Below are 18,294 nucleotides of genomic sequence, written 5' to 3' on the forward strand. Positions count from 1 at the left end.
ACCGTGGCCATCGTCGGCATCATCGCCTTCACCACCCTGTCTTTCGCCGGCCCCCCCACTTCGGGAGTGTCTACGCCTCGCCCGCCACGCCAAGGCCTCGGGCGCGGGGAGATCAAGCCCCATGGCCCGTCCTGCGGCCAACGCATCCACAACAGCCGGGGGCACAAGGACGTTTTGGACAAGGGCCGAAGCACATCCAACTGGCCAATCTGGTGCAGGTATTGAAAGGGGAAGGTGCTAGAGATGGTTCGCGGCAAGACGTGCCTGCCCGTGCAACGCCTCTTCGGTCACGTCGAAGGTGTCCACGCCATATTCCGCCAGACGGGAGAGAAACACTGTCCTCGGAACCCCGGCCAGCCGGGCGGCGGCGCCGGAAGAAAGCCTCCCCATCTCATAGAGCTTGGCGGCCGCCAGCATGAGCAGTTCGCCGCCGATCTTGTCCTGGCTCTCTTGCGGCAACATGAACGCGCCCAGAGCATCATCCGGAATGTGCAGGGAAATCTGTCGCATGGGGAACCTCTTCACGTTACCGTTGGCCCTTGGCCTTGGGGACGACCATTCAACCCCGTTTCTTCACAATCTCCTCGAAAATACCATCCACTCTTTCACCCGCCACGTCAGCAGCCCTTTTCAGGGCTCAATCCTTTTTCCAGCGAGGGCGCCATCGCACCGCCCCCCGCGGCGTGGCGCATCACGCCGCCGTGGTGATCGGCGTCACCTCGGCCCATCCCGTGGGCGCATGCTCGGCGCACCACAGATCATGGGCGTTTTGGAGGTTGAGCCACAGGTCCGGGGTGGTGTTGAAGGCCTTGGCCAGCCGCAGGGCCATGTCGGGCGTGATCCCGGCCCGTTCGTTGAGCACCCCGGACAGATGCTTGCGGGAAACCTTCAGCCGGTCGGCCAGGGCCGTGATGGTCATGCCCAAGGGATCGAGATAGTCATGCCGCAGGATGCCCCCGGGATGCGTCGGCTTGCGAGTGCGCGTCTTCATGGCGTCCCTCAGTGATAGTCAATATAGTTCACGTCGTATGCGCGGCCGTCCTCGAAGCGGAAGACGACCCGCCAGTTCCAGGTACCTTGACGGCAAATTGGCCTTTCCTGTCACCCCGCAGCGGATGCAGGCCAAAGCCGGGAGCGTCCATATCTTTCACGTCCCTGGCGGCCTCCAGATGGTCAAGGATGCGCCCCAGCCTGGACGCATGTTTGGCCTGGATTCCCCAGGTGGCCCCGTCCAGGTGAAACGCCTCAAGCCCTTTGTGCGCGAAGGTTTCTATCATGCCTTGTAACCATCATGGTTACAAGTGTCCAGATTGACCACCTTGTCTTTCAACTTTGCGACCTTGCCGTTGCCGAGGCTTCCGAACAGCTCCCCGGCCACGCCCGCCGCCCGTTGCAAGGCGTCGTCCCGAAGGTGCGCATAGCGCTGGGTCATCTGCGGGCTTTTGTGGGTCATGAGTTTTTGCAGGGTGTACATATCCACCTGGCCGGACGAGGCCAGCATGGAGGCATAGACGTGGCGCAGGCCGTGCAGCGCCCGAAAATCCTTGGGAAGCCCGGCCCGGTCCCGGATGGCGTTCACGTTGCGCTGGATGTAGACGCGCCGTCCGCCCGTCCGGCCGGGGAAGACGAATTCAGCCGTCCGGGGAAGCGACTCCAGAAGCTGCCGCGCCGGATCGCTCATGGGGATTTTTTCATCCCGGCCGCTCTTGGCGTCAGGGATGTGGATGAAGCCGTTGCGGGAGTCCACGTCCGCCCAGCGAAGCTTGAGCATTTCCGATTTGCGAAGCCCCGAGAAAAGCGCCAGCTTCATCATCGGCCCGGCATACGGATGGGTGTCCGCCTCAATGGCCTCAAAGAGCGCAGCAAGCTCTTCCGGGGCCAGGTCTTCGGTCTTGAGGCTTTGGGCCTTGGGGAGCTCCAGGACGAACCCCGGGCCTGCGCACAGGTTTTTCTTGCCCCCGTAGTTGATGATCCGGCGCAAAAGCTCGATCACGTTTTTCACCGTGCCCGGCTTGCGGGTTTTGAGCAGCCTGACCCGGAGGCGGTCCACGTCCAGGGCGATGATCTGACACGGCTCCTTGTCGCCAAAGGCCGGGAGGATGAAATTCTTGAACCGGTTTTCGTCGCTGACGATCCCCTTCAGGTTCGGTTTGCTGGCCTTGTATTCCTGCCAAAGCCGCCTGATGGTCCATCTCCCGGCCTCCGCCTCCCTGGCGGCCCGGTCTTTTTCCCGACGCACGACGTTTGAGTCCTCGCGGCCCTCGATCCTTCGCGCCCGGATGCCGTTTGCCTTGGCCGGGGTCATGGCGTCCTGGTGCTGCCTCCCGGCCTTTTCCTCGATCAGCTTTCCCTCGCGCCGGTAGCGGATGAGATAAATCCGCTCGGGCTTTCCCGAGACGCTGGTCCCTTCGATGAAAATGACCCCTGGATATTCCGTCTTGAACCGTTTTTGAGCGGGCATGCCTCGGCCTCCTCGCCTGTGGGGTATGCATCCATACCCCACACTATACCCCACACCTCAGATCGAAATACAGGGTGCAGGAGAGGAAATCAAGCCCGAAGATCATGGCAGATTTAGAAAATTTATCTCATTATTTCAAGTAATTTTAGGAATACATGAGACTGTGGGGTACGACAGGGAAAAAGAAATAAATCATATGCTCTTTGTTCTCATAACCCGAAGATCGCAGGTTCAAATCCTGCCCCCGCAACCAGCAAGATCAAGGGCTTACGGACGAAAATCCGTAAGCCCTTTTTTCATGCCCCACACTATACCCACACGCTGACCGCTTCTGCCCAGCATACATCCCCCAACACCTTCGGCCACTTGAGTTGGCCCCCTTCCTGCGGAGGCATCCCCGCCAGTAGCCACTTGCTCCCCTCGCAAGCAAAAGGGAGGCGTGCCAGACGCCGCTGACGCCGCCCTCAGGCAGCGTCACACGGAGCCGAACTCCTTGTTGTAACTTGCAATCTATCTATATATGCAAATAGTTAAAATCGCCAAGAGGTCTATTTTAATTGTTCGCATTTTCAATACCGGAACCGGTTCCGCCTTTTGATCGAGCGCCCGGGGTTGCCCGCTTCAAACGCACGCTCCTGACCGGCGAACCCGAATCCGCCGAGACCGTGCGCGAACGGCTTTCGGCCTGGACCGACGCCACGTTCACGGCCCTGACCACGGCCAAGGCCTCGCCCCAGGCCCGGGCCACGGCCGACGCGCTCACGGCCGAGGTCGCCCGGAAAAGCGCCGACGCGTTGTGCAAATCCTGTAGCGTCGCCACCACGTCAGCCCTCCCTGCCCGTCTCCCAGCCTATTTCCAAGGGCTTTATCGGGAATTATCTGGGTTTCCCTGGTGTTTCCTGTGGCTCAAAACCCATGTCCAGCCTCTTGTTATGACACATCTTTTCTGTAAGACAACTAGTGAGGTCACAATCGCAAACCGGACGTTTCGCCAAGGGATACGGCGAACATACGACCGCAACGGCACAACAAAAAGCCAAACCTATCCTGCGGTCAGTTGGAGAATTCTTACCGAGGAGCGGCTTCATGACAAATGGTATGCGACACGCTGTGCTGGCACTGACTATTTCCATGGCGTTTGCCATAGGAAACATGCAGATACATGAAGCTGGCGCCTCCCCAAAAAAAGAATTCGACGCCCACGCCACTGCCGGAAAATACTATTTCAACGATGGCGACATGGATTTCCATCTCGGCAATTTGATCCTCGGCGCGGCGGTCAACGGCGGCGTGGAAGTCGGTGAGGTTTTCTATGCGGCCTCCCGCATTAAGGACGGCGACGCCACCAGTTGGCAGCAGCAATGGGGCGAACTTGCCGCGCGTGTCGCGGCTCGCGGCGAAAAATCCCTCGCCGCCGGCCACACGACAAGCGCCAGGGACCAGTTCTTGCGTGCCGCCTACTACTACCGCGCCTCGCTCGTTTCCATGCAGCCGGACAACCCACAGTTGCAACAGCGCGCCGCCACGATGCGCGAGCTGATGCGCAAGGCCGGCCGGTTGTTTGAGCCGCCGCTGGAGTATTTCGAGATTCCTTTCGAAGGGGCCGTGTTGCCTGGATTTTTCCGGGCCGCCCCCGGCAAGGGACCGCACAAGACCCTGCTTATGATCGGCGGCGGCGAAACCTTCGCCGAGGACTTGGTTTTCTACATCGCGCCCCAAGCCTTCGCCCGTGGCTACAATTTCGCCACCGTCGATCTGCCCGGCCAAGGCCTGCTCCCCTACCAGGGCAAGGTGTTTCGAACCGACACGAACGTGCCCTTGAAGGCCGTGGTGGATTACCTGATCAGCCGTCCCGAGGTCGACGCCAGGCATTTGGCTGCCTACGGCTTCAGCGGCGGCGGTCTGTTCGTGCCGCAGGCCGCCATGCACGACCCCCGCATCAAGGCCGTCGTCATGAACTCCGCGGTGGTGGACGCCCATGCCCTCTTCGCCACCATGCCCGCGGCCGTGGAAACCGAAAAAGATCGGGCAGGCTGGTCGAGCTTCCACGCCGGGGTGGTCAAGGCCATTTGCTGGCGCTACGGCGTGCCGGAAAACCAGCCGGAAAAACTCATCGACGCCAACAAGGGCAACACCTTCGATCCGGCCAAGATCACTGTGCCCGCGCTGATCATCGTAGGCGAAGGCGAGTACAGAAGCCAGGAAGTGCAGCGGCAGCAACAAGCCGCCATGGACCATTTTCCCAACCCGACCTCGAAAATGGTCGTGACGCCGTCGGATGAGGGCGCAAGCAACCACTGCCTCATGGAAAACCGTTCCCTGGTGGGGCTTATCCTCTTCGACTGGCTCGACGACGTTTTCAAGCAATAGCCCGTCCGTTAGGCCAAGCCAGTGTCACGTCCTTTAGAAAATACGATAGTATTGTTTCATAAAAATCAGTGGTTTCAGCTTGTTGCCCACGAAACGCCATATGCGCTTTTCGAGGGCGCGACACGAGGTCCGACGCGATGCCGCGACTGAAGGCCACGCGGACACGACACCGCAGCCGAACCGGCCGGAAAACGGCCAAAGGATGATGCCCATGCGGACAAGTCTTTCTCGAACCGCAACGACGACCGCGCTTCTGGCCGCCCTCGTCCTGCTCTCCGGCTGCTCCTCCATCGGCCCCGGACGGATGCTCCAGGACCGCACCGACTACATCTCCTCGTACACGGAATCCTGGAAACGCCAGATCCTGCTCAACATCGTGAAAGTCCGCTATGCGGAACCCATCTTCTTCATGGACGTGGGCGACATTGTGGCGGGATACTCCATGGAAACCGGCGGAAACGCCGGATTCTCCCGCACCATATACGACAACCCCGCCCCGGTCACCGAAGACATCAATCCGGTGTTCGGCAACTTCGGCAAGCTGGAGTTCGGCCTGAGCACCCGCTACACTGATCGCCCGACAATCACCTACAAGCCCATGACCGGCGCTCCCTTCCGCCTGGGAGTCATGTCCGCCCTGCCCGTGCGAAACATCATGGTGGGGCTGGATACCGGCATTTCTGCGAAATTCCTGTTCAACCTGGGCGTGCGGTCCATAAACGGACTGCGCAACTCCACCCTCACCGCCTCGGGCAGCGTTCCGGCCCAAGAGGAATTCAAGCGGACGGTGGAAGTCCTCTCGCTGCTGCAACTGGAGAACGCCGTGCGCGTCAGGGTCGAACACGCCCCAAACGCCAGGGAAAGCCGCCTGTACCTGACCTTGGGCGGCAAACGTCCCTCGCCCGAAGCGGCCGCCCTGATATCGGAATTGCGGGACATCCTGGACCTGGACCCGGCCGTCTATGAATATGAAATCATCATCGACCCGGAGGTCGAGAACCGACGCCAGATCGCCATACAGGCGTTCTCCCTCATGCAGATCCTGGCGTCCGTGGCCGCGCGGGTGGACATTCCCGCCGCGGACATCGACTCGCGCCGCGCCTTGCCTTCCATCAAAGATTCGCCGGGCTCGGACATCCTGGCCCCCGTGGCCGTGCACAGCGGCGGCGCGAAGCCCGCAGACGCCTACGCGGCCATCGCCTTCCACGGACACTGGTTCTGGGTCGATGACCGCGATATCCTGACCAAACGGGTGTTCTCTTTCCTCATGCTGGCCTTCACCCTGATGGAGGAGAAAAACGTCACCCTGCCGCCCCAACTCACAATTCCGGTGCAATGATGCGATACAAGCGCAAAGACGCGGCCTCAGCGCCGCCCGCGAGGCCCTGCGGCGCATCCCCCGCCGGACGGCCGGGACTCGTCGCGGCGATCCTTCTCATCGGCCTTTTGTCCGCCGCCTTGTCGGTCGGCGCGGCGCAGGACCCAGGCGCGACCGTCAACCTGGACAGCGGAACCGTCTCGGGCCGGATCGCCGGGGGCGTGCGGGTCTTTCTCGGCATCCCGTACGCGCAGCCCCCCACAGGCGATCTTCGCTGGAAAGCGCCTCGACCGCCGCTGCCCTGGGAAGGCGTTCGCGACGCGACCTCCTACTGCCCCGCCTGCGCCCAGACCGGACCGCTTGGAAACGGCTCCTCCGAGGATTGCCTTACCCTCAACGTCTGGACTCCCGTCAACGCGCGCGGCGGGAAACTGCCCGTGATGGTCTGGATACACGGCGGGGGGTTCACCTTCGGCGCCTCGTCCCAGCCGGAGTATGAAGGCAGCGTCCTGGCCAGGCAGGGCGTGGCGGCGGTCACGCTCAACTACCGGCTGGGGGCCCTCGGGTTCCTGGCCCACCCGGGGCTCGCCGCCGAATCGGAGGCGGGCGTGAGCGGGAACGACAGCCTGCTGGACCAGATCGAGGCCCTGCGCTGGGTCCGGCGCAACATCGCGGCCTTCGGCGGCGATCCCGGCAACGTGACCATCTTCGGACAATCCGCCGGGTCGCGTTCCGTGTCCCTGCTCACCCTGAGCCCCCTGGCCAGGGGACTCTTCAACCGGGCCATCGCCCAAAGCGGCGGGCCCATCATCGGTTCCGAGTACCTGAATCCGGCCTTCAACGGCGACATGAAGGCCGTGTCGGAAATGGGCCGCAGGCTGAGCGAGCGGCTCGGCTGCACGGGGAAGCCCGACGAGATCGCCTGCATGCGGTCCAAATCGGCCAAGGAGGTGCTGCAGGCGGCCGACACCCAGACGAGCATTTTCAAGGACGGCCTCTTCTTCGCGCCGGTCTTCGACGGCGTGGTGCTGCCGAGAGATCCCGCCGCCGCCCTGGCCAACCCCGGCCTTCCCCATGTTCCCATGATCGTCGGCAGCACGGGCAACGAAGGCGCCACCTACCTGCGAGGGGAGGGCGTCCTGACCACGGCCAGGTACGCGGACTTCCTGAAGGCCCGTTTCGGCGAGACGTGGCGAGACGCCCTGGCGATGTTCCCCGCCTCGGGAGACGGCGACGTCCGGGGCGCCATCGACCGGTTCATCACCGTGGCCGTGAACGCCCAACCCGCCCGCTACGAGGCCCGCGCCCTGGAGCGGACCGGGAGCAAGGCCTGGCTCTACCGCTTCACCCGCAGGCCGGACACCGCCCGGGCCCGCGAATTGGGCGCGTTTCACGGCGTGGATCTGGCCTACGTGTTCGGCAACATGAAGGAATCGGACGGGTATACGTCGGCGGACCGTGAACTCTCCCGACAGGTGATGGCCTACTGGGTTAACTTCGCCCGAACAGGCGACCCCAACGGGCCGGGCCTGCCCGAATGGCCCGTCTACCGGCGAGCCTCGGACGTGAGCCTTGACCTGGGAGACACCCTGCGCCTGGAGACGCGCCTGTACGGCGACCAGTGCGACTTCATCGACCGGGCGTCGCGGTTCAGGCCGGATAAGTAGTTTCCTCGTCCCATGCACGAAACCAAAGGGGGCCCATGACTCGTGCCCGCATCCACACCCTGGTCCCGGCCCAGGTGATCCTGGGCTTGGTATTCTTGGCCTGGACCATGGCTCCGCCGGCCCTGGCCTCCAGCGGCAGCGATTCCCCACCCGCCGCCGATGCCCCGCAGCAGGACGGTGCCGGTGAACGGACCGCTTCCCCTCGTGATGACGGCGAAAGGTATTTGGACAAGTTCCTGTTCCATGAACGGACGTTCCTCTTCCAGACCCTGTGGCGAGCGGGGCTGATCGCTACCGGCGGAGGAGACCTCGGGGAGATATTAACTGTAGCCAGTCAGATCAAGGATGGCGACACGGAAAGCTGGCACCTGGCCTGGAACGGCATGGCCGTAAAACTGCGTGCCAACGCCGATGCCTATTTTGCCTCCGGCCACACCCAAAGCGCCATGCAGGCCTATTTCAGGGCGACCAACGCCTTCCGAGCTGCGGGGGTCTACGAGTATGGCGACGAAAGGGGAGTTCTCGCCTGGCAAGCAGGCCGCGACACCTTCATGAAGGCAGCGGCGCTCTCCCAGGGGCGTATCCAGCCCGTGCGGATACCTTACGAGCAGACCACCCTCCCGGGGTATCTGGTCACCCCGGACAACAGCCGCAAAAAACGGCCTCTGTTTCTGCTCCAGACAGGTTTGGACGGCACAGCGGAGGACCTCTACTTCCTCCTCGGCGCAGAGGCCGTGAAACGCGGCTACAACTGTCTGATCTTTGAAGGCCCCGGTCAGGGGGAGATGATTATAAAGCAGGGCCTGCCCTTCAGGCCTGACTGGGAGAAAGTCGTTACCCCGGTCGTGGATTTCGCCATGACCCTTCCCGGAGTGGACGCCGGGCGCATGGCCATTTTCGGACCCTCCATGTCCGTCCCCCGGGCCCTGGCTTTTGAGAAACGCATCAAGTGGGGCATTGCCGACGGCGGTGTCTGGAGCGTCTACGAGGGAACCCTGAAGCAACTGCCCGAAGCCGTACGAAAAATCGTCGATTCCCCGGCCCAGGCCGCTACGGTGGATGCCCTCGTCGCCCAGGAAATGGGCCGGAGTCTCGGTTTTCGTCACGCCATCAACCAGAGATTGTGGATATTCAAGGCCGGGTCTCCAAGCGACCTTTTCCGCAAGCTGAAGCCATACACCGTCGCGGACACTGTCGGTAAGATCGAGGCGGAAATGCTGGTGGTCAACTCCAGCGCCGACAAGATCAATGACTCCTTCGCCCAGGCCAAACAATTCTACAACGCGCTCGTGTCCAAGAAAACTTACTTGGAGCTCGACGCGAGTCAAGGCGCTCAGTCCCATTGCCAGGTCGGCGCCCCCTTGGTTGCCAGTGAGAACATGTTCAACTGGCTGGATGAACGGGCCAAACCATAAAGCAATACGGTATTCACGCGTCCAGGCGCACGAAAGGACCGACGTCAGGCCGCCGGACGCTTCAAGCCAAGCCCCGTGCAGGAACGGGGCGACAGACCCAGGAGGTACTTTGATCATGTTGCTTCGCGTCTTGAGATACGCCTTACCGACGCTTCTGGTTCTCCTTCCCGCCATGTTCTCCTTCCCGGGCTTGGCCAAGGCATCCCCTCCGGGAGGCATCGATCCGGCCGACCCCATGGTCCGCATCACCTCCACCAAATCCAACCTGGACGCGCCGACCGTGCTGGCCGCCGTCAGCCGCGACGTGGCCAAGTCCACGGGCCTGGGCGAGGAGCTCGTCACCTACTACTGGCAGACCTTCGACGCCGTGCACTGCATGGGCAAGCCCTCCACGGACAAGCCCCTGTTCGTGGACCTCTACGTGCCCGGCTTCTTCACCGACGACCTGGTGGCCAAGATGATGACCGCCATCGCCGAGTCGCTGGCCCAAAACACCGGTCTGGACAAGAAGTGGATCTTCGTCCACACCCACTTCCCCTTGCAGGGCCAGGTCTACATAAACGGCGAGGTCTCCCGCTGGGACAACTACCGGGGCAAGCCCGACAAGCCCGTGAGGGACGTTGCCGACCGGGCCATGACCAAGTTCCTCTTCAACGACGGCGCCTTCGTCTTCCAATGCCTCTGGCGGGCAGGCCTCATCGCGGCGGGCGGGGCGGACCTGGGCGAGATGCTGACCATCACCAGCCAAGTGAAGGACTACGACAAGGAGAGTTGGTACCAGGCCTGGAACGCCATGGCCCGCAGGCTGCGCGACGCGGCCGAGCGGGACGCCGCCGCCGGACACAACGTGAGCGCCATGCAGCAGTATTTCCGCGCCACCGAGTACTACCGGGCCAGTTCGATCTACCTTTACGGCAGCGATCCTCGCGGCGCGGTGGCCTGGCAGGATGGCCGCGACACCTTCCTCAAGGCCGCCCAACTCTCCGAGGGGCGCATCAGGCCGGTGCGCATCCCCTATGAAAAGACCACCCTGCCCGGCTATCTGGTCACCCCTGACAACACCAAGCGCAAGCGCCCGCTGCTGCTCATCCAGACCGGCCTGGACGGCACCGCAGAGGATCTCTACTTCATCATCGCCGCCCACGCCGTGAAACGCGGCTACGCCTGCCTGATCTACGAGGGCCCCGGCCAGGGCGAAATGATCATCAAGCAGGGACTGCCCTTCCGGCTCGACTGGGAAAAGGTCGTCACTCCCGTGGTGGACTACGCCATGACCCTGCCCGAGGTGGACTCCAAACGCATGGCCATCATCGGCTACTCCATGGGCGGCTATCTGGTCCCGCGCGCCCTGGCCTTCGAGAAGCGCATCCATTGGGGCATCGCCGACGGCGGGGTGGTGAGCCCCTTCGACGGCGTCATGACCAAATTCCCGGCCGAGGTGATGCAGGGTGTGAACGTCCCGGCCCAGTCCGCCAGGGTGGACGAGATCGTCACCCAGGAGATGGGAAAGCACCCGGAGTTGAACCAGTTCATCAGTCAGATGCTCTGGACCTTCGACGCCAAGACACCGAGCGCGTTGTTCTCGAAGCTCAAAACATTCAACCAGGCGGACACCATGGGCAAGATCGAGACTGAGATGCTGGTGGTCAACTCCAGCGAGGACCAGGTCGCCGCTTCCAACGCCCAGTCCAAGCTGTTCTTTAACGGGCTGAAGGCCGAGAAGACCTATATGGAGTTCGACGCGTCCAGGGGCACGCAGTTCCACTGCCAGCTGGGCGCTCCGCTTGCCTCCAGCGAACGCATACTGGACTGGCTGGACGAGCGGGCCAAGCCCAAGCAGTAAGCCCGTGCGAGGAAGTGGGGCATGGCACGGCTTTCGAGGCAGCGGCCATTCCCCCGCACTCCCTCGATCGCGGGCGTGAGAACAAGGAGTGCGCCATGAGACGTTGGACCTTCATGCTCGTTGTGTATCTGGCGTTGACGGTGGCGGCTTCGCCGGGGAAGGCGGCCTCCGGCCGGGAGGGCGAAGCCGCCTCGGAACTGGACCCGCACGCGGCCCACACGGGCTTCAGGTTCAAGGATCCGGCCATGGACTTCGTGTTCGGCTCCCTGATGCTCGGTTCCGCCGTGAACCACGGCTGCGAGGTGGGCGAGGCGTTCGCCACGGCCGCGAAGATCAAGGACGGCGACGCGGACAGCTGGCGGGACGAATGGCTCAAGACCGCCGCACTCATTGAGTCCCGGGGAGAAAGGTCCCTGGCCGGGGGGCATGTGGTCAGCGCCCGCGACCAGTTCATGCGGGCCGCTTACGCCTACCGCGCCGCCATGGTGTCTATGCTCCCGGACGACCCCCGCCTCGCGCAGACCGCTGGCAAAAGCCGCGAGCTCATGAAGCGGGCGGGCAGGCGCCTCAAGCCCGAACTGGAGTCTATAGAGATCCCCTTCCAGGGCACGGTGCTGCCCGGCTACTTCCGCAAGGCCGCCGAGGGGGACCATCCGGCCCCAACGCTCGTCATGATCGGCGGAGCAGAGACCTTCGCCGAGGACCAGTTCTTCTACATCGCGCCCCAGGCATTCGAGCGAGGCTACAACTTCCTGACCGTGGACCTGCCCGGACAAGGGCTTTTGCCAACGCAAGGGCGCTTTTTCAGTCCGACCATCGGCGCCTCCATCTCGGTTGTGGCGGACTACGCCCTCGCCAGAAAGGACGTGGACCCGAAACGGTTGGCCGTCTACGGCATCAGCAGCGGCGGCGGCTTCGTCCCCATGGCGGCTGAGCGCGACGGCCGCTTCTCGGCCATCGTCATGAACAACTGCGTGGTGGACGCGGGCGCGGGAGTGGCCAAGATGGCCGTGGCCACGGCCACGCCGGAGGTGGTGAAAGGCTGGTCCTCTTTCAGCCGGGTGTGCAATCAGCTCATCGCCTGGCGATTCGGGGTTCCCACGAACAATCTGCCGGGCCTCGTCGCGGCCAACCGGGACCTGCGCTTTGACCCGGCCAAGGTGCATACGCCCGCGCTCATCGTGGTCGCGGCCGGGGAGTACAATACCCCGGAGATCGAACGCCAGAACAAGCTCTGCCTGGACTGCCTGGCCAGCGCGCGCAAGTCCATGGTGGTAACCCCGGCCGAAGAAGGGGCCGCCAACCACTGCGTCATGGAAAACCGAAGCCTTATGAGCCAGGAAGTGTTCGATTGGCTCGATACCGTGTTCGCGACTCCGGCCCAGCCCGGAAAATGACGCCTCCGGCGTACGGGAAGGAGTGCCCCTCTCCCCATCCAGCCAGCCGCAGCCAAACGCCGCGGATGAGGGTCCAGTGTTGGGACAGGCCCAAACTACCAGGAGAGGGCCGTATCGAGGTCGACTTTCTGGGAGGGTGCTCGTAGAATTTCGGGTCGTCCTTGGTGACCTTGCCCATGGGCCGGAGTAGCTCTTGGGTTCGATTTCGGCGCTGACAGCCGCCCATGTCATGCACAACATGCTGGAATTGCTTACTCGGGCCGGTGACGCAGTGTGGCGTGAGCTCTTGCGCAGCCCACGCACCCGAAATGTCCTAATGTCCATCCCCAGGTCGCAGCCGATAAACATATTCAGCGAAAACAGCATACTGTCGTCATGCTGACTTGCCCCCGCGACGCGTAGATTGCCCTTGCCGCCGTGCACCGTGACACCTGATTATTTTCTGCCGCCAACGCATCGAGGATGCCCAAACGTCAAATTCGAAGCGAAAAATGGGGGGGGGCTGTTGGAATTTTCCCAGGTAATCTGTTGAAAATTTTGATTCTTCGACGTAGGACGTGAAAGTGCCTTTCCTTGACTGCATGAGCGATTGCAAGTTAGCTAGAGGCCTCTTTTAGGAGGCAACCACCTGTAAACGCCAATGATTTACTGACTCTCGGGCTTGGGTTGACGGAGCCCTGGAAGGTGGTGGGCCGGAAGCTTGATGTCAACAGGCAACCGAGCGAACTCCGCCTCGCCGTTGAAGCCGACCGAGGCGTCCTCTATCCCTGTCCGACGTGCGGCAAGCTTTGCAAGGCCCATGATTTCATGGCGTTTCCCTGGAGACATCTCAACTTCTTTCAGCACCATTGCCTGATCACAGCCTGAGTTCCTCGAGTCAACTGCCTGGACCACGGCATCCGCCGGGTCCAGGTCCCCTGGGCTCGCGAAGGCAGCGGCTTCACCTTGCTGTTTGAACAGGCGGTGATGATCCTCGCCCGCGAGATGCCGGTTAATGTCGTGGCCCGTTATGTCGGCGTGACCGACAAACGCATATGGCGGGTGGTGACGCACTACGTGTTCAAAGCCATGGGGCAGCTCGACCTCAGCGGCCTTTGCGGTGTCGGCCTTGATGAGACGGCCACCAAGCGAGGGCATCATTACGTCACCGTCTTCGTGGATATGGACCGCGACACCCGGCCCGTGATTTTCGCAACGCCCGGCAAGGGCAAGGCGTGTTTCAAGGAGTTCGTCAAGTTTCTCAAGCAACGGGCGGGGAACCCCGACAACGTGATCGAGGTCGTCTGCGACATGCCACCCGCCTTTCTAGCTGCGGCCGAGGAGACGTTCAGCAATGCCGCAGTCACCGTGGACTGGTTCCATGTGGTTCAGATTTTCACCAAGGCGCTCGATGAGGTCAGGCGTCTGGAAGCCAAGGAAGTCAAACTCCCCAAGGGGGCTCGATGGGCCGTACTCAAGGGCATGGAGACATGGCGCAGCGAAGAACAGCTTGCGGCCTTGGAGGAGTTGAAAGAACGCGGCCTGGCGACGGCCACGGCATCTCGCGTGAAGGAATTGCTGCGCTGGGTGCGCAATGCCGACACCAAACAGGGGGCACGCTGGCGGGCGACCCGATTTTTCGAATTCGCCCGGGAACTTGCCGGGGATTCGGCTCTGCTCGAACCGGTTCGCAAGGCGCTGAAAACGTTTGATGAGCATTTGCCGAGAATCCTGAGGCGCTGGGAGTCCCTGCTTTCAAACGCACGCCTGGAAGGACTCAATGGCCTCTTCCAGGCCGCTCGTTCGCGGTCCAGGGGCTACCGGAACGTGGCCACCTTCATCACGATAATCTACCTGATAGGGGCGCCCATCGCCCAACTTCTGGGAGGAATATTTCCACAGTAAACGTCGAAGACCCGGATTTTGTTGGGGCGCGTGCGGTGATGTAAATGCGAGCAGCGCACCACCGGGTGGTCGGGGGGGCCAGATGGGGCTACTCCAGTATGAGTCCGTGGAATCCTTGCAATCGGACTTGAACGACTGGCTTGACGACTATAACAACAATCGCCCCCACCAATGGTATCGGAGCATGGGGAGTAGGCCCATCGACACCATTAACCAGTACCTTGAAAAAGTCCAGAAAGGAGCCTCGTATCACACCACACTAAGACGACATCCTCTGCAACAACCGTCGTTGCGGGGCTCGTTTTCGGATATGCCGACGTTGCAGACGATTTATGTGACATGGCAATACTCCGCTCTTGTTTTCGGCTTTCCGGCCATGGGCATGTCCCAGGCGGACTGTGGTTTCCACCCCGCCCCATTTGGGCCTGTGCCCGGGCCCTCTCAGACCCGGGCAAGGCTCATCGCGGACGCTTCATTCCGCGAAAAGCTTCCAACGAGGCCAACAACCCGGCGACCCGGTTTCTGATATCTGAAAGGTCTGACTCACTTGGGCGTTGGCGGATGTCTCCCAACCTACCGTATCGGCTCAACTCGTCCCGATTTTTGAATGCGCCGGGGACATGCCAGGCATCCAGGGAGAGGTAGCCCAGGTGCTCAAGAAAGGCCCGGAGCCAGGCCGTCATGGGTAGGGCCTCGCGTTCGCCGATATGCGGCCCGCCGAATGTGCCGAAACACACGCCGAACTTACCAGGGATGATCGGCGAGGAGGGCCTGATGCGACCGGCCGCGTTCTCGGATTTCATGAAGCGCATCACAACATCCATGAGTTGCTTCGTCGGGAGCCAGTCGATAACCGGGGAACCGATCATGATCAGATCATACTCAAGAAAGTTGACGGAGGACTCTTTGCAGACTTTGACGAGATCGGCATGTCCCCATGCCGAGGCCACGGTTTCATGAATAGCCTTTGCCACGGACATTGTATTTCCGCCTATGGAATCGTAGAATACCAACGCCTTCATCTTTCTCTCCTGTTGTTTCTTCACCTACCGATGCCCTTCTCTGGAAATTATCGGCTTACGATGATGGTTTTTGATACATGGCCAGGTACAGGTACCCCATGTCTTGCACACTGCAGGACCGAAAACCGCACGCCTCCAGAGCATCGGTGACCCGCGTGGCGGTCAGGCGCATGGACTGCGGCGGCCCGCAGGGGGAATACGGATTGCATTCGATGACGCCGAGCCGACCTCCCGGCCGCAGCACCCGGCGTATCTCCATGATGACGGCCTTCATGGCCCGGGTCACGGGCGGGATGTGCAGCACCGTACCCAGCAGGCCGACGGTGACCGAGGCATCCGGCACGGGCAGCGGCCGGGTGATGTCCGCCACCGCAGCGTGCACCTGGGACAGGCCGCGCGCACGGGCCAAGTCCGACAAGTCCTCGATGCAGCCGGGCGTGACGTCGAAGGCATGGACCATGCCCATGGGGCCGACGATGCGCGCGGCCTTCAGGGCGTACTCGCCCAGGCCGCAACCGGCATCCAGAAAGGTGTCTCCCGGTCCGAGCCCCAGGGCGCGAAAGACGATGTGCGGATCCTGCATTCCGTAGCTCGACGGATGGCGGCGTTTCCCGGCGGGGGGACCGCAATGGCGACAAGCCTGCATGACGAATCTCTCCCGGCATGCGGCAGCAGTGGAAGGCTGCCGGTTGGTGGTCCCGTCTCGCGGATAAACCCGGATTGCCGCACTAAAAACTATAGCGCAGGGACATGTAGATATTCGTGTTGGCCTTGTATTGTCCGAACATGGTATCGTCGCGCTCTCCAAGAAAAATATTGGCCCCAACCACCTGGTTGATGTTGTCAGTCCATTTGTAGAGAATTTTCGGACGCAGGTAGGCGTCGTGGTCGCTTGGCGACCAGTAGCCGGAAAGGGACAGTTCCAGATTCTGGTTCATGAGCAGTTTGGTGAGCTGCAATGTCAGCACATGCCGCACCTCGTCCCGGGGCTGATCACCCGTGAAGGTTCTCCGGTATTCCTGGTAATCCAGCAGATGTTCCACATAGTACTGGACGCTGGCGTTGAAATCCCGGCCGATCTCCCTGGCGAAGCCGACAAGATAGCGCATTTCGGAGTTGTTGATGTTCGGATCACGCCCGTCGGGATCCTCGATGGAATCGTAGTAGGCCGCCTCGATGTTTCCGATCCCCCCGGCCACCGGCCCCCGGGCGCTGGCGCCATAGACGTGCAGGCGCGGAAAGATGGATTCTCCGGAAGCGGCGATGCCGCCGGGATTCTTCCAAAAGCCGAAGTACCCGTAGAGGGCCAGTTCATAGGCGCCGACGGTCCGGTACAGACGGGCCGCATACTCGGCGTCCGCAAACCACTGGTCCGGTTTGTCGAAGTCCAATTCCGATTCGTTGCCGACCAGGCGCCCAAGTCTGCCGTTCCAGTACGAGACATACTGCCCCGTAATGAAGCGATCGCTGGCGAAAAGCGGCGTGAACACGAAGTCCGCGTTGAGGAAGTCCGAAAACAGGCTGACTTTGACGCTGTCCGAGGGCGCTTTGAGGTACTCGGCATCCCGGCCGATGAAAAAGGACTGCCAGTCCTTGGGGAACAGGTCGTTGAGGAAGACCAGATCGCCGGTGCCCCAGGTCAGCACCTGCCGTCCGATCTTGATGTCGAGGATTTCGGAGGGACGCAGGAACATCCAGGCCTCGCGGGTGTCATATCGGGCCTGCCCGAGGATGCCGTCGTACCAGACATCCCCCTTGTACTTGAACTGCGCCCAATCCGTCTGGGTGGACACCTCTCCCTGCAGGCGCGTCTCCAAGACGGAGGCCTCCTTCTCATAGGGATCGGGCTGGGTGCGGCAGCCGGTCCGGATCTCCAGGAAACCATGCACCTCCGGCGTGCTGAACTGGTCCCAGAAGGATGCAGCCAGGCAGTCGCCCTCGGCGGCCAGAACCAGGGCCGCCAGGGCCAGGCAGGAGACGGCTCCCCGCCAGGCCCTGGCCGAAACGGTCGCGCCCATTATTGCATAACCTCTTTGGGCGCCCGCCGCAGATAGCGTTCGGTGAAAAACTCGTCCTTAAGCCCGGTATTATATCGGACATTGGAAAACACCATTTCCGTCTGGCTGCCGCTTTCCAGGTCTCTGGCCACGGAGCGGACAACCGTCGGATAGACGACCTGCCTGCCGTTCTCCATGGCGCCGAAGGGCTCCACGGCCATGACTTCGATGACCCGGTACGGTCGGTTGTCCGCCTTGGAGTATTCGATCTTCATGGGAAGGAAGGTGGTCTTGTCGATATAGGCGATGTACGAGGCGAACTCCACGGCGTCCGGATTTTTCGGAGTATTTTTCACAACAAAATACCTGTCCGTTGCTTCAAGCAACTCATGGGCATCTTCCTCGGGGCTTCGGCCGGAGATGTCTTCATAGAGAAAGTCAGATCCGACGAAACTTGTGCGCTTGTCGCTGGCTGCAATACGTTTGACGAGATCAAGACTCGGCATATAGAGCCAACGGTCGTCATCTTTTCCCATGTCAACGTGCTTATGCACCATGAACACCATTTTCCGTACGTCCGAAGGTTCGATGAAATACACGAAGTACTTCTGCTCCTTGTCCTTTGTATCCGCGTTTTTACGCATCATGTTGAACTGGCGCTTGCGCACCCGGCCCTGCTTGTCGGTGATGGTCATGGTCGTCGTCCCTTGGGAGTCCTCCCCCTGGTACAGGGAGGCATGATTCGATCTGGCGATGATGGTTTCAACGGACGGGATGTCCTCGCCCGCACCGCATTGGCCTGAGACACCAAGAACACTCAGGGCCATCAGGACAAATCCGAATATCGTTTTCATTGCGCGTCTCCTTCCCGTTTTTGTGTTCCAAACGCCCTTCAAGCGATTCCACGCCCGCCTGGGCAC

16 protein-coding genes and 1 pseudogene are annotated in these 18,294 nt (G+C 61.7%); 8 read left to right on the forward strand and 9 right to left on the reverse strand.

The window, feature by feature from the left end; genetic code table 11:
* Positions 1-225 (forward strand): hypothetical protein (locus V3572_RS12955; protein ID WP_332111432.1); only part of this gene is annotated, 225 nt, incomplete at its 5' end.
* Positions 226-237: 12 nt separating this feature from the next.
* Here the strand turns inward: V3572_RS12955 and V3572_RS12960 are convergent.
* The 5 genes from V3572_RS12960 to V3572_RS12980 form a co-directional block, all read right to left on the reverse strand.
* A complete protein-coding gene (locus V3572_RS12960; protein ID WP_332111433.1) occupies positions 238-510 on the reverse strand; it encodes a UPF0175 family protein in 273 nt (90 codons plus the stop codon).
* A 181-nt stretch (positions 511-691) separates the two neighbouring features.
* Complete coding sequence (locus tag V3572_RS12965) at positions 692-991, reverse strand: HigA family addiction module antitoxin (RefSeq protein WP_332111434.1); 300 nt, start codon at positions 989-991, stop codon at positions 692-694.
* A 28-nt stretch (positions 992-1,019) separates the two neighbouring features.
* Complete coding sequence (locus V3572_RS12970; protein ID WP_332111435.1) at positions 1,020-1,277, reverse strand: type II toxin-antitoxin system RelE/ParE family toxin; 258 nt, start codon at positions 1,275-1,277, stop codon at positions 1,020-1,022.
* A complete protein-coding gene (locus tag V3572_RS12975) occupies positions 1,274-2,461 on the reverse strand; it encodes a tyrosine-type recombinase/integrase (protein WP_332111436.1) in 1,188 nt (395 codons plus the stop codon). The genes V3572_RS12970 and V3572_RS12975 overlap by 4 nt, the downstream gene beginning before the upstream one ends.
* Before the next feature lie 553 nt (positions 2,462-3,014).
* Positions 3,015-3,284: a hypothetical protein gene (locus tag V3572_RS12980; RefSeq protein ID WP_332111437.1), complete on the reverse strand. Its 270-nt coding sequence runs from the start codon at positions 3,282-3,284 to the stop codon at positions 3,015-3,017.
* Between the two features lie 263 nt (positions 3,285-3,547).
* On the opposite strand from V3572_RS12980, the gene V3572_RS12985 reads away from it, so the two are divergent.
* From V3572_RS12985 to V3572_RS13015, 7 genes and pseudogenes are all read left to right on the forward strand, one after another.
* Positions 3,548-4,831, forward strand: coding sequence for an alpha/beta hydrolase family protein (locus V3572_RS12985; protein ID WP_332111438.1), 1,284 nt, complete (start codon positions 3,548-3,550; stop codon positions 4,829-4,831).
* A gap of 211 nt (positions 4,832-5,042) precedes the next feature.
* Entirely contained in the window at positions 5,043-6,170 is a 1,128-nt protein-coding gene (locus V3572_RS12990) for a hypothetical protein (protein ID WP_332111439.1), read from the forward strand.
* Positions 6,170-7,816: a carboxylesterase/lipase family protein gene (locus V3572_RS12995; protein WP_332111440.1), complete on the forward strand. Its 1,647-nt coding sequence runs from the start codon at positions 6,170-6,172 to the stop codon at positions 7,814-7,816. The genes V3572_RS12990 and V3572_RS12995 overlap by 1 nt, the downstream gene beginning before the upstream one ends.
* Before the next feature lie 35 nt (positions 7,817-7,851).
* Positions 7,852-9,231, forward strand: coding sequence for an alpha/beta hydrolase family protein (locus V3572_RS13000; protein WP_332111441.1), 1,380 nt, complete (start codon positions 7,852-7,854; stop codon positions 9,229-9,231).
* A gap of 115 nt (positions 9,232-9,346) precedes the next feature.
* The gene (locus tag V3572_RS13005) at positions 9,347-11,074 is read left to right on the forward strand and encodes an alpha/beta hydrolase family protein (protein WP_332111442.1); all 1,728 of its coding nucleotides are present in this window, start codon (positions 9,347-9,349) and stop codon (positions 11,072-11,074) included.
* A gap of 95 nt (positions 11,075-11,169) precedes the next feature.
* On the forward strand, positions 11,170-12,471 hold the full coding sequence (locus V3572_RS13010; RefSeq protein ID WP_332111443.1) for an alpha/beta hydrolase family protein: 1,302 nt from the start codon (positions 11,170-11,172) through the stop codon (positions 12,469-12,471).
* Between the two features lie 648 nt (positions 12,472-13,119).
* Positions 13,120-14,355: pseudogene (locus V3572_RS13015) on the forward strand (ISL3 family transposase).
* Positions 14,356-14,813: 458 nt separating this feature from the next.
* Here the strand turns inward: V3572_RS13015 and V3572_RS13020 are convergent.
* The 4 genes from V3572_RS13020 to V3572_RS13035 all read right to left on the reverse strand — a co-directional run bounded on the left by V3572_RS13020 (position 14,814) and on the right by V3572_RS13035 (position 18,228).
* On the reverse strand, positions 14,814-15,377 hold the full coding sequence (locus V3572_RS13020) for a flavodoxin family protein (RefSeq protein WP_332111444.1): 564 nt from the start codon (positions 15,375-15,377) through the stop codon (positions 14,814-14,816).
* 55 nt (positions 15,378-15,432) lie between these two features.
* Positions 15,433-15,960: a class I SAM-dependent methyltransferase gene (locus V3572_RS13025; protein WP_332111445.1), complete on the reverse strand. Its 528-nt coding sequence runs from the start codon at positions 15,958-15,960 to the stop codon at positions 15,433-15,435.
* A gap of 145 nt (positions 15,961-16,105) precedes the next feature.
* Positions 16,106-17,395, reverse strand: a complete 1,290-nt coding sequence (locus V3572_RS13030) for a hypothetical protein (protein WP_332111446.1) — start codon at positions 17,393-17,395, stop codon at positions 16,106-16,108.
* The gene (locus V3572_RS13035; RefSeq protein ID WP_332111447.1) at positions 17,395-18,228 is read right to left on the reverse strand and encodes an outer membrane lipoprotein-sorting protein; all 834 of its coding nucleotides are present in this window, start codon (positions 18,226-18,228) and stop codon (positions 17,395-17,397) included. The genes V3572_RS13030 and V3572_RS13035 overlap by 1 nt, the downstream gene beginning before the upstream one ends.
* Positions 18,229-18,294: the final 66 nt, after the last annotated feature.

The sequence above is a fragment of the Desulfolutivibrio sp. genome (assembly GCF_036584575.1).
GTDB lineage: Bacteria > Desulfobacterota > Desulfovibrionia > Desulfovibrionales > Desulfovibrionaceae > Desulfolutivibrio.

What these genes read in the sequence shown, in the direction of transcription:
- V3572_RS13005 (WP_332111442.1), top strand. Translation starts at nt 9,347, where the DNA reads ATGTTGCTTCGCGTCTTGAGATACGCCTTACCGACGCTTCTGGTTCTC.
- V3572_RS13025 (WP_332111445.1), bottom strand. Translation starts at nt 15,960, where the DNA reads ATGCAGGATCCGCACATCGTCTTTCGCGCCCTGGGGCTCGGACCGGGA.
- V3572_RS13010 (WP_332111443.1), top strand. Translation starts at nt 11,170, where the DNA reads ATGAGACGTTGGACCTTCATGCTCGTTGTGTATCTGGCGTTGACGGTG.
- V3572_RS12965 (WP_332111434.1), bottom strand. Translation starts at nt 991, where the DNA reads ATGAAGACGCGCACTCGCAAGCCGACGCATCCCGGGGGCATCCTGCGG.
- V3572_RS13000 (WP_332111441.1), top strand. Translation starts at nt 7,852, where the DNA reads ATGACTCGTGCCCGCATCCACACCCTGGTCCCGGCCCAGGTGATCCTG.
- V3572_RS12990 (WP_332111439.1), top strand. Translation starts at nt 5,043, where the DNA reads ATGCGGACAAGTCTTTCTCGAACCGCAACGACGACCGCGCTTCTGGCC.
- V3572_RS13035 (WP_332111447.1), bottom strand. Translation starts at nt 18,228, where the DNA reads ATGAAAACGATATTCGGATTTGTCCTGATGGCCCTGAGTGTTCTTGGT.
- V3572_RS13020 (WP_332111444.1), bottom strand. Translation starts at nt 15,377, where the DNA reads ATGAAGGCGTTGGTATTCTACGATTCCATAGGCGGAAATACAATGTCC.
- V3572_RS12975 (WP_332111436.1), bottom strand. Translation starts at nt 2,461, where the DNA reads ATGCCCGCTCAAAAACGGTTCAAGACGGAATATCCAGGGGTCATTTTC.
- V3572_RS12995 (WP_332111440.1), top strand. Translation starts at nt 6,170, where the DNA reads ATGCGATACAAGCGCAAAGACGCGGCCTCAGCGCCGCCCGCGAGGCCC.
- V3572_RS12960 (WP_332111433.1), bottom strand. Translation starts at nt 510, where the DNA reads ATGCGACAGATTTCCCTGCACATTCCGGATGATGCTCTGGGCGCGTTC.
- V3572_RS12970 (WP_332111435.1), bottom strand. Translation starts at nt 1,277, where the DNA reads ATGATAGAAACCTTCGCGCACAAAGGGCTTGAGGCGTTTCACCTGGAC.
- V3572_RS12985 (WP_332111438.1), top strand. Translation starts at nt 3,548, where the DNA reads ATGACAAATGGTATGCGACACGCTGTGCTGGCACTGACTATTTCCATG.
- V3572_RS13030 (WP_332111446.1), bottom strand. Translation starts at nt 17,395, where the DNA reads ATGGGCGCGACCGTTTCGGCCAGGGCCTGGCGGGGAGCCGTCTCCTGC.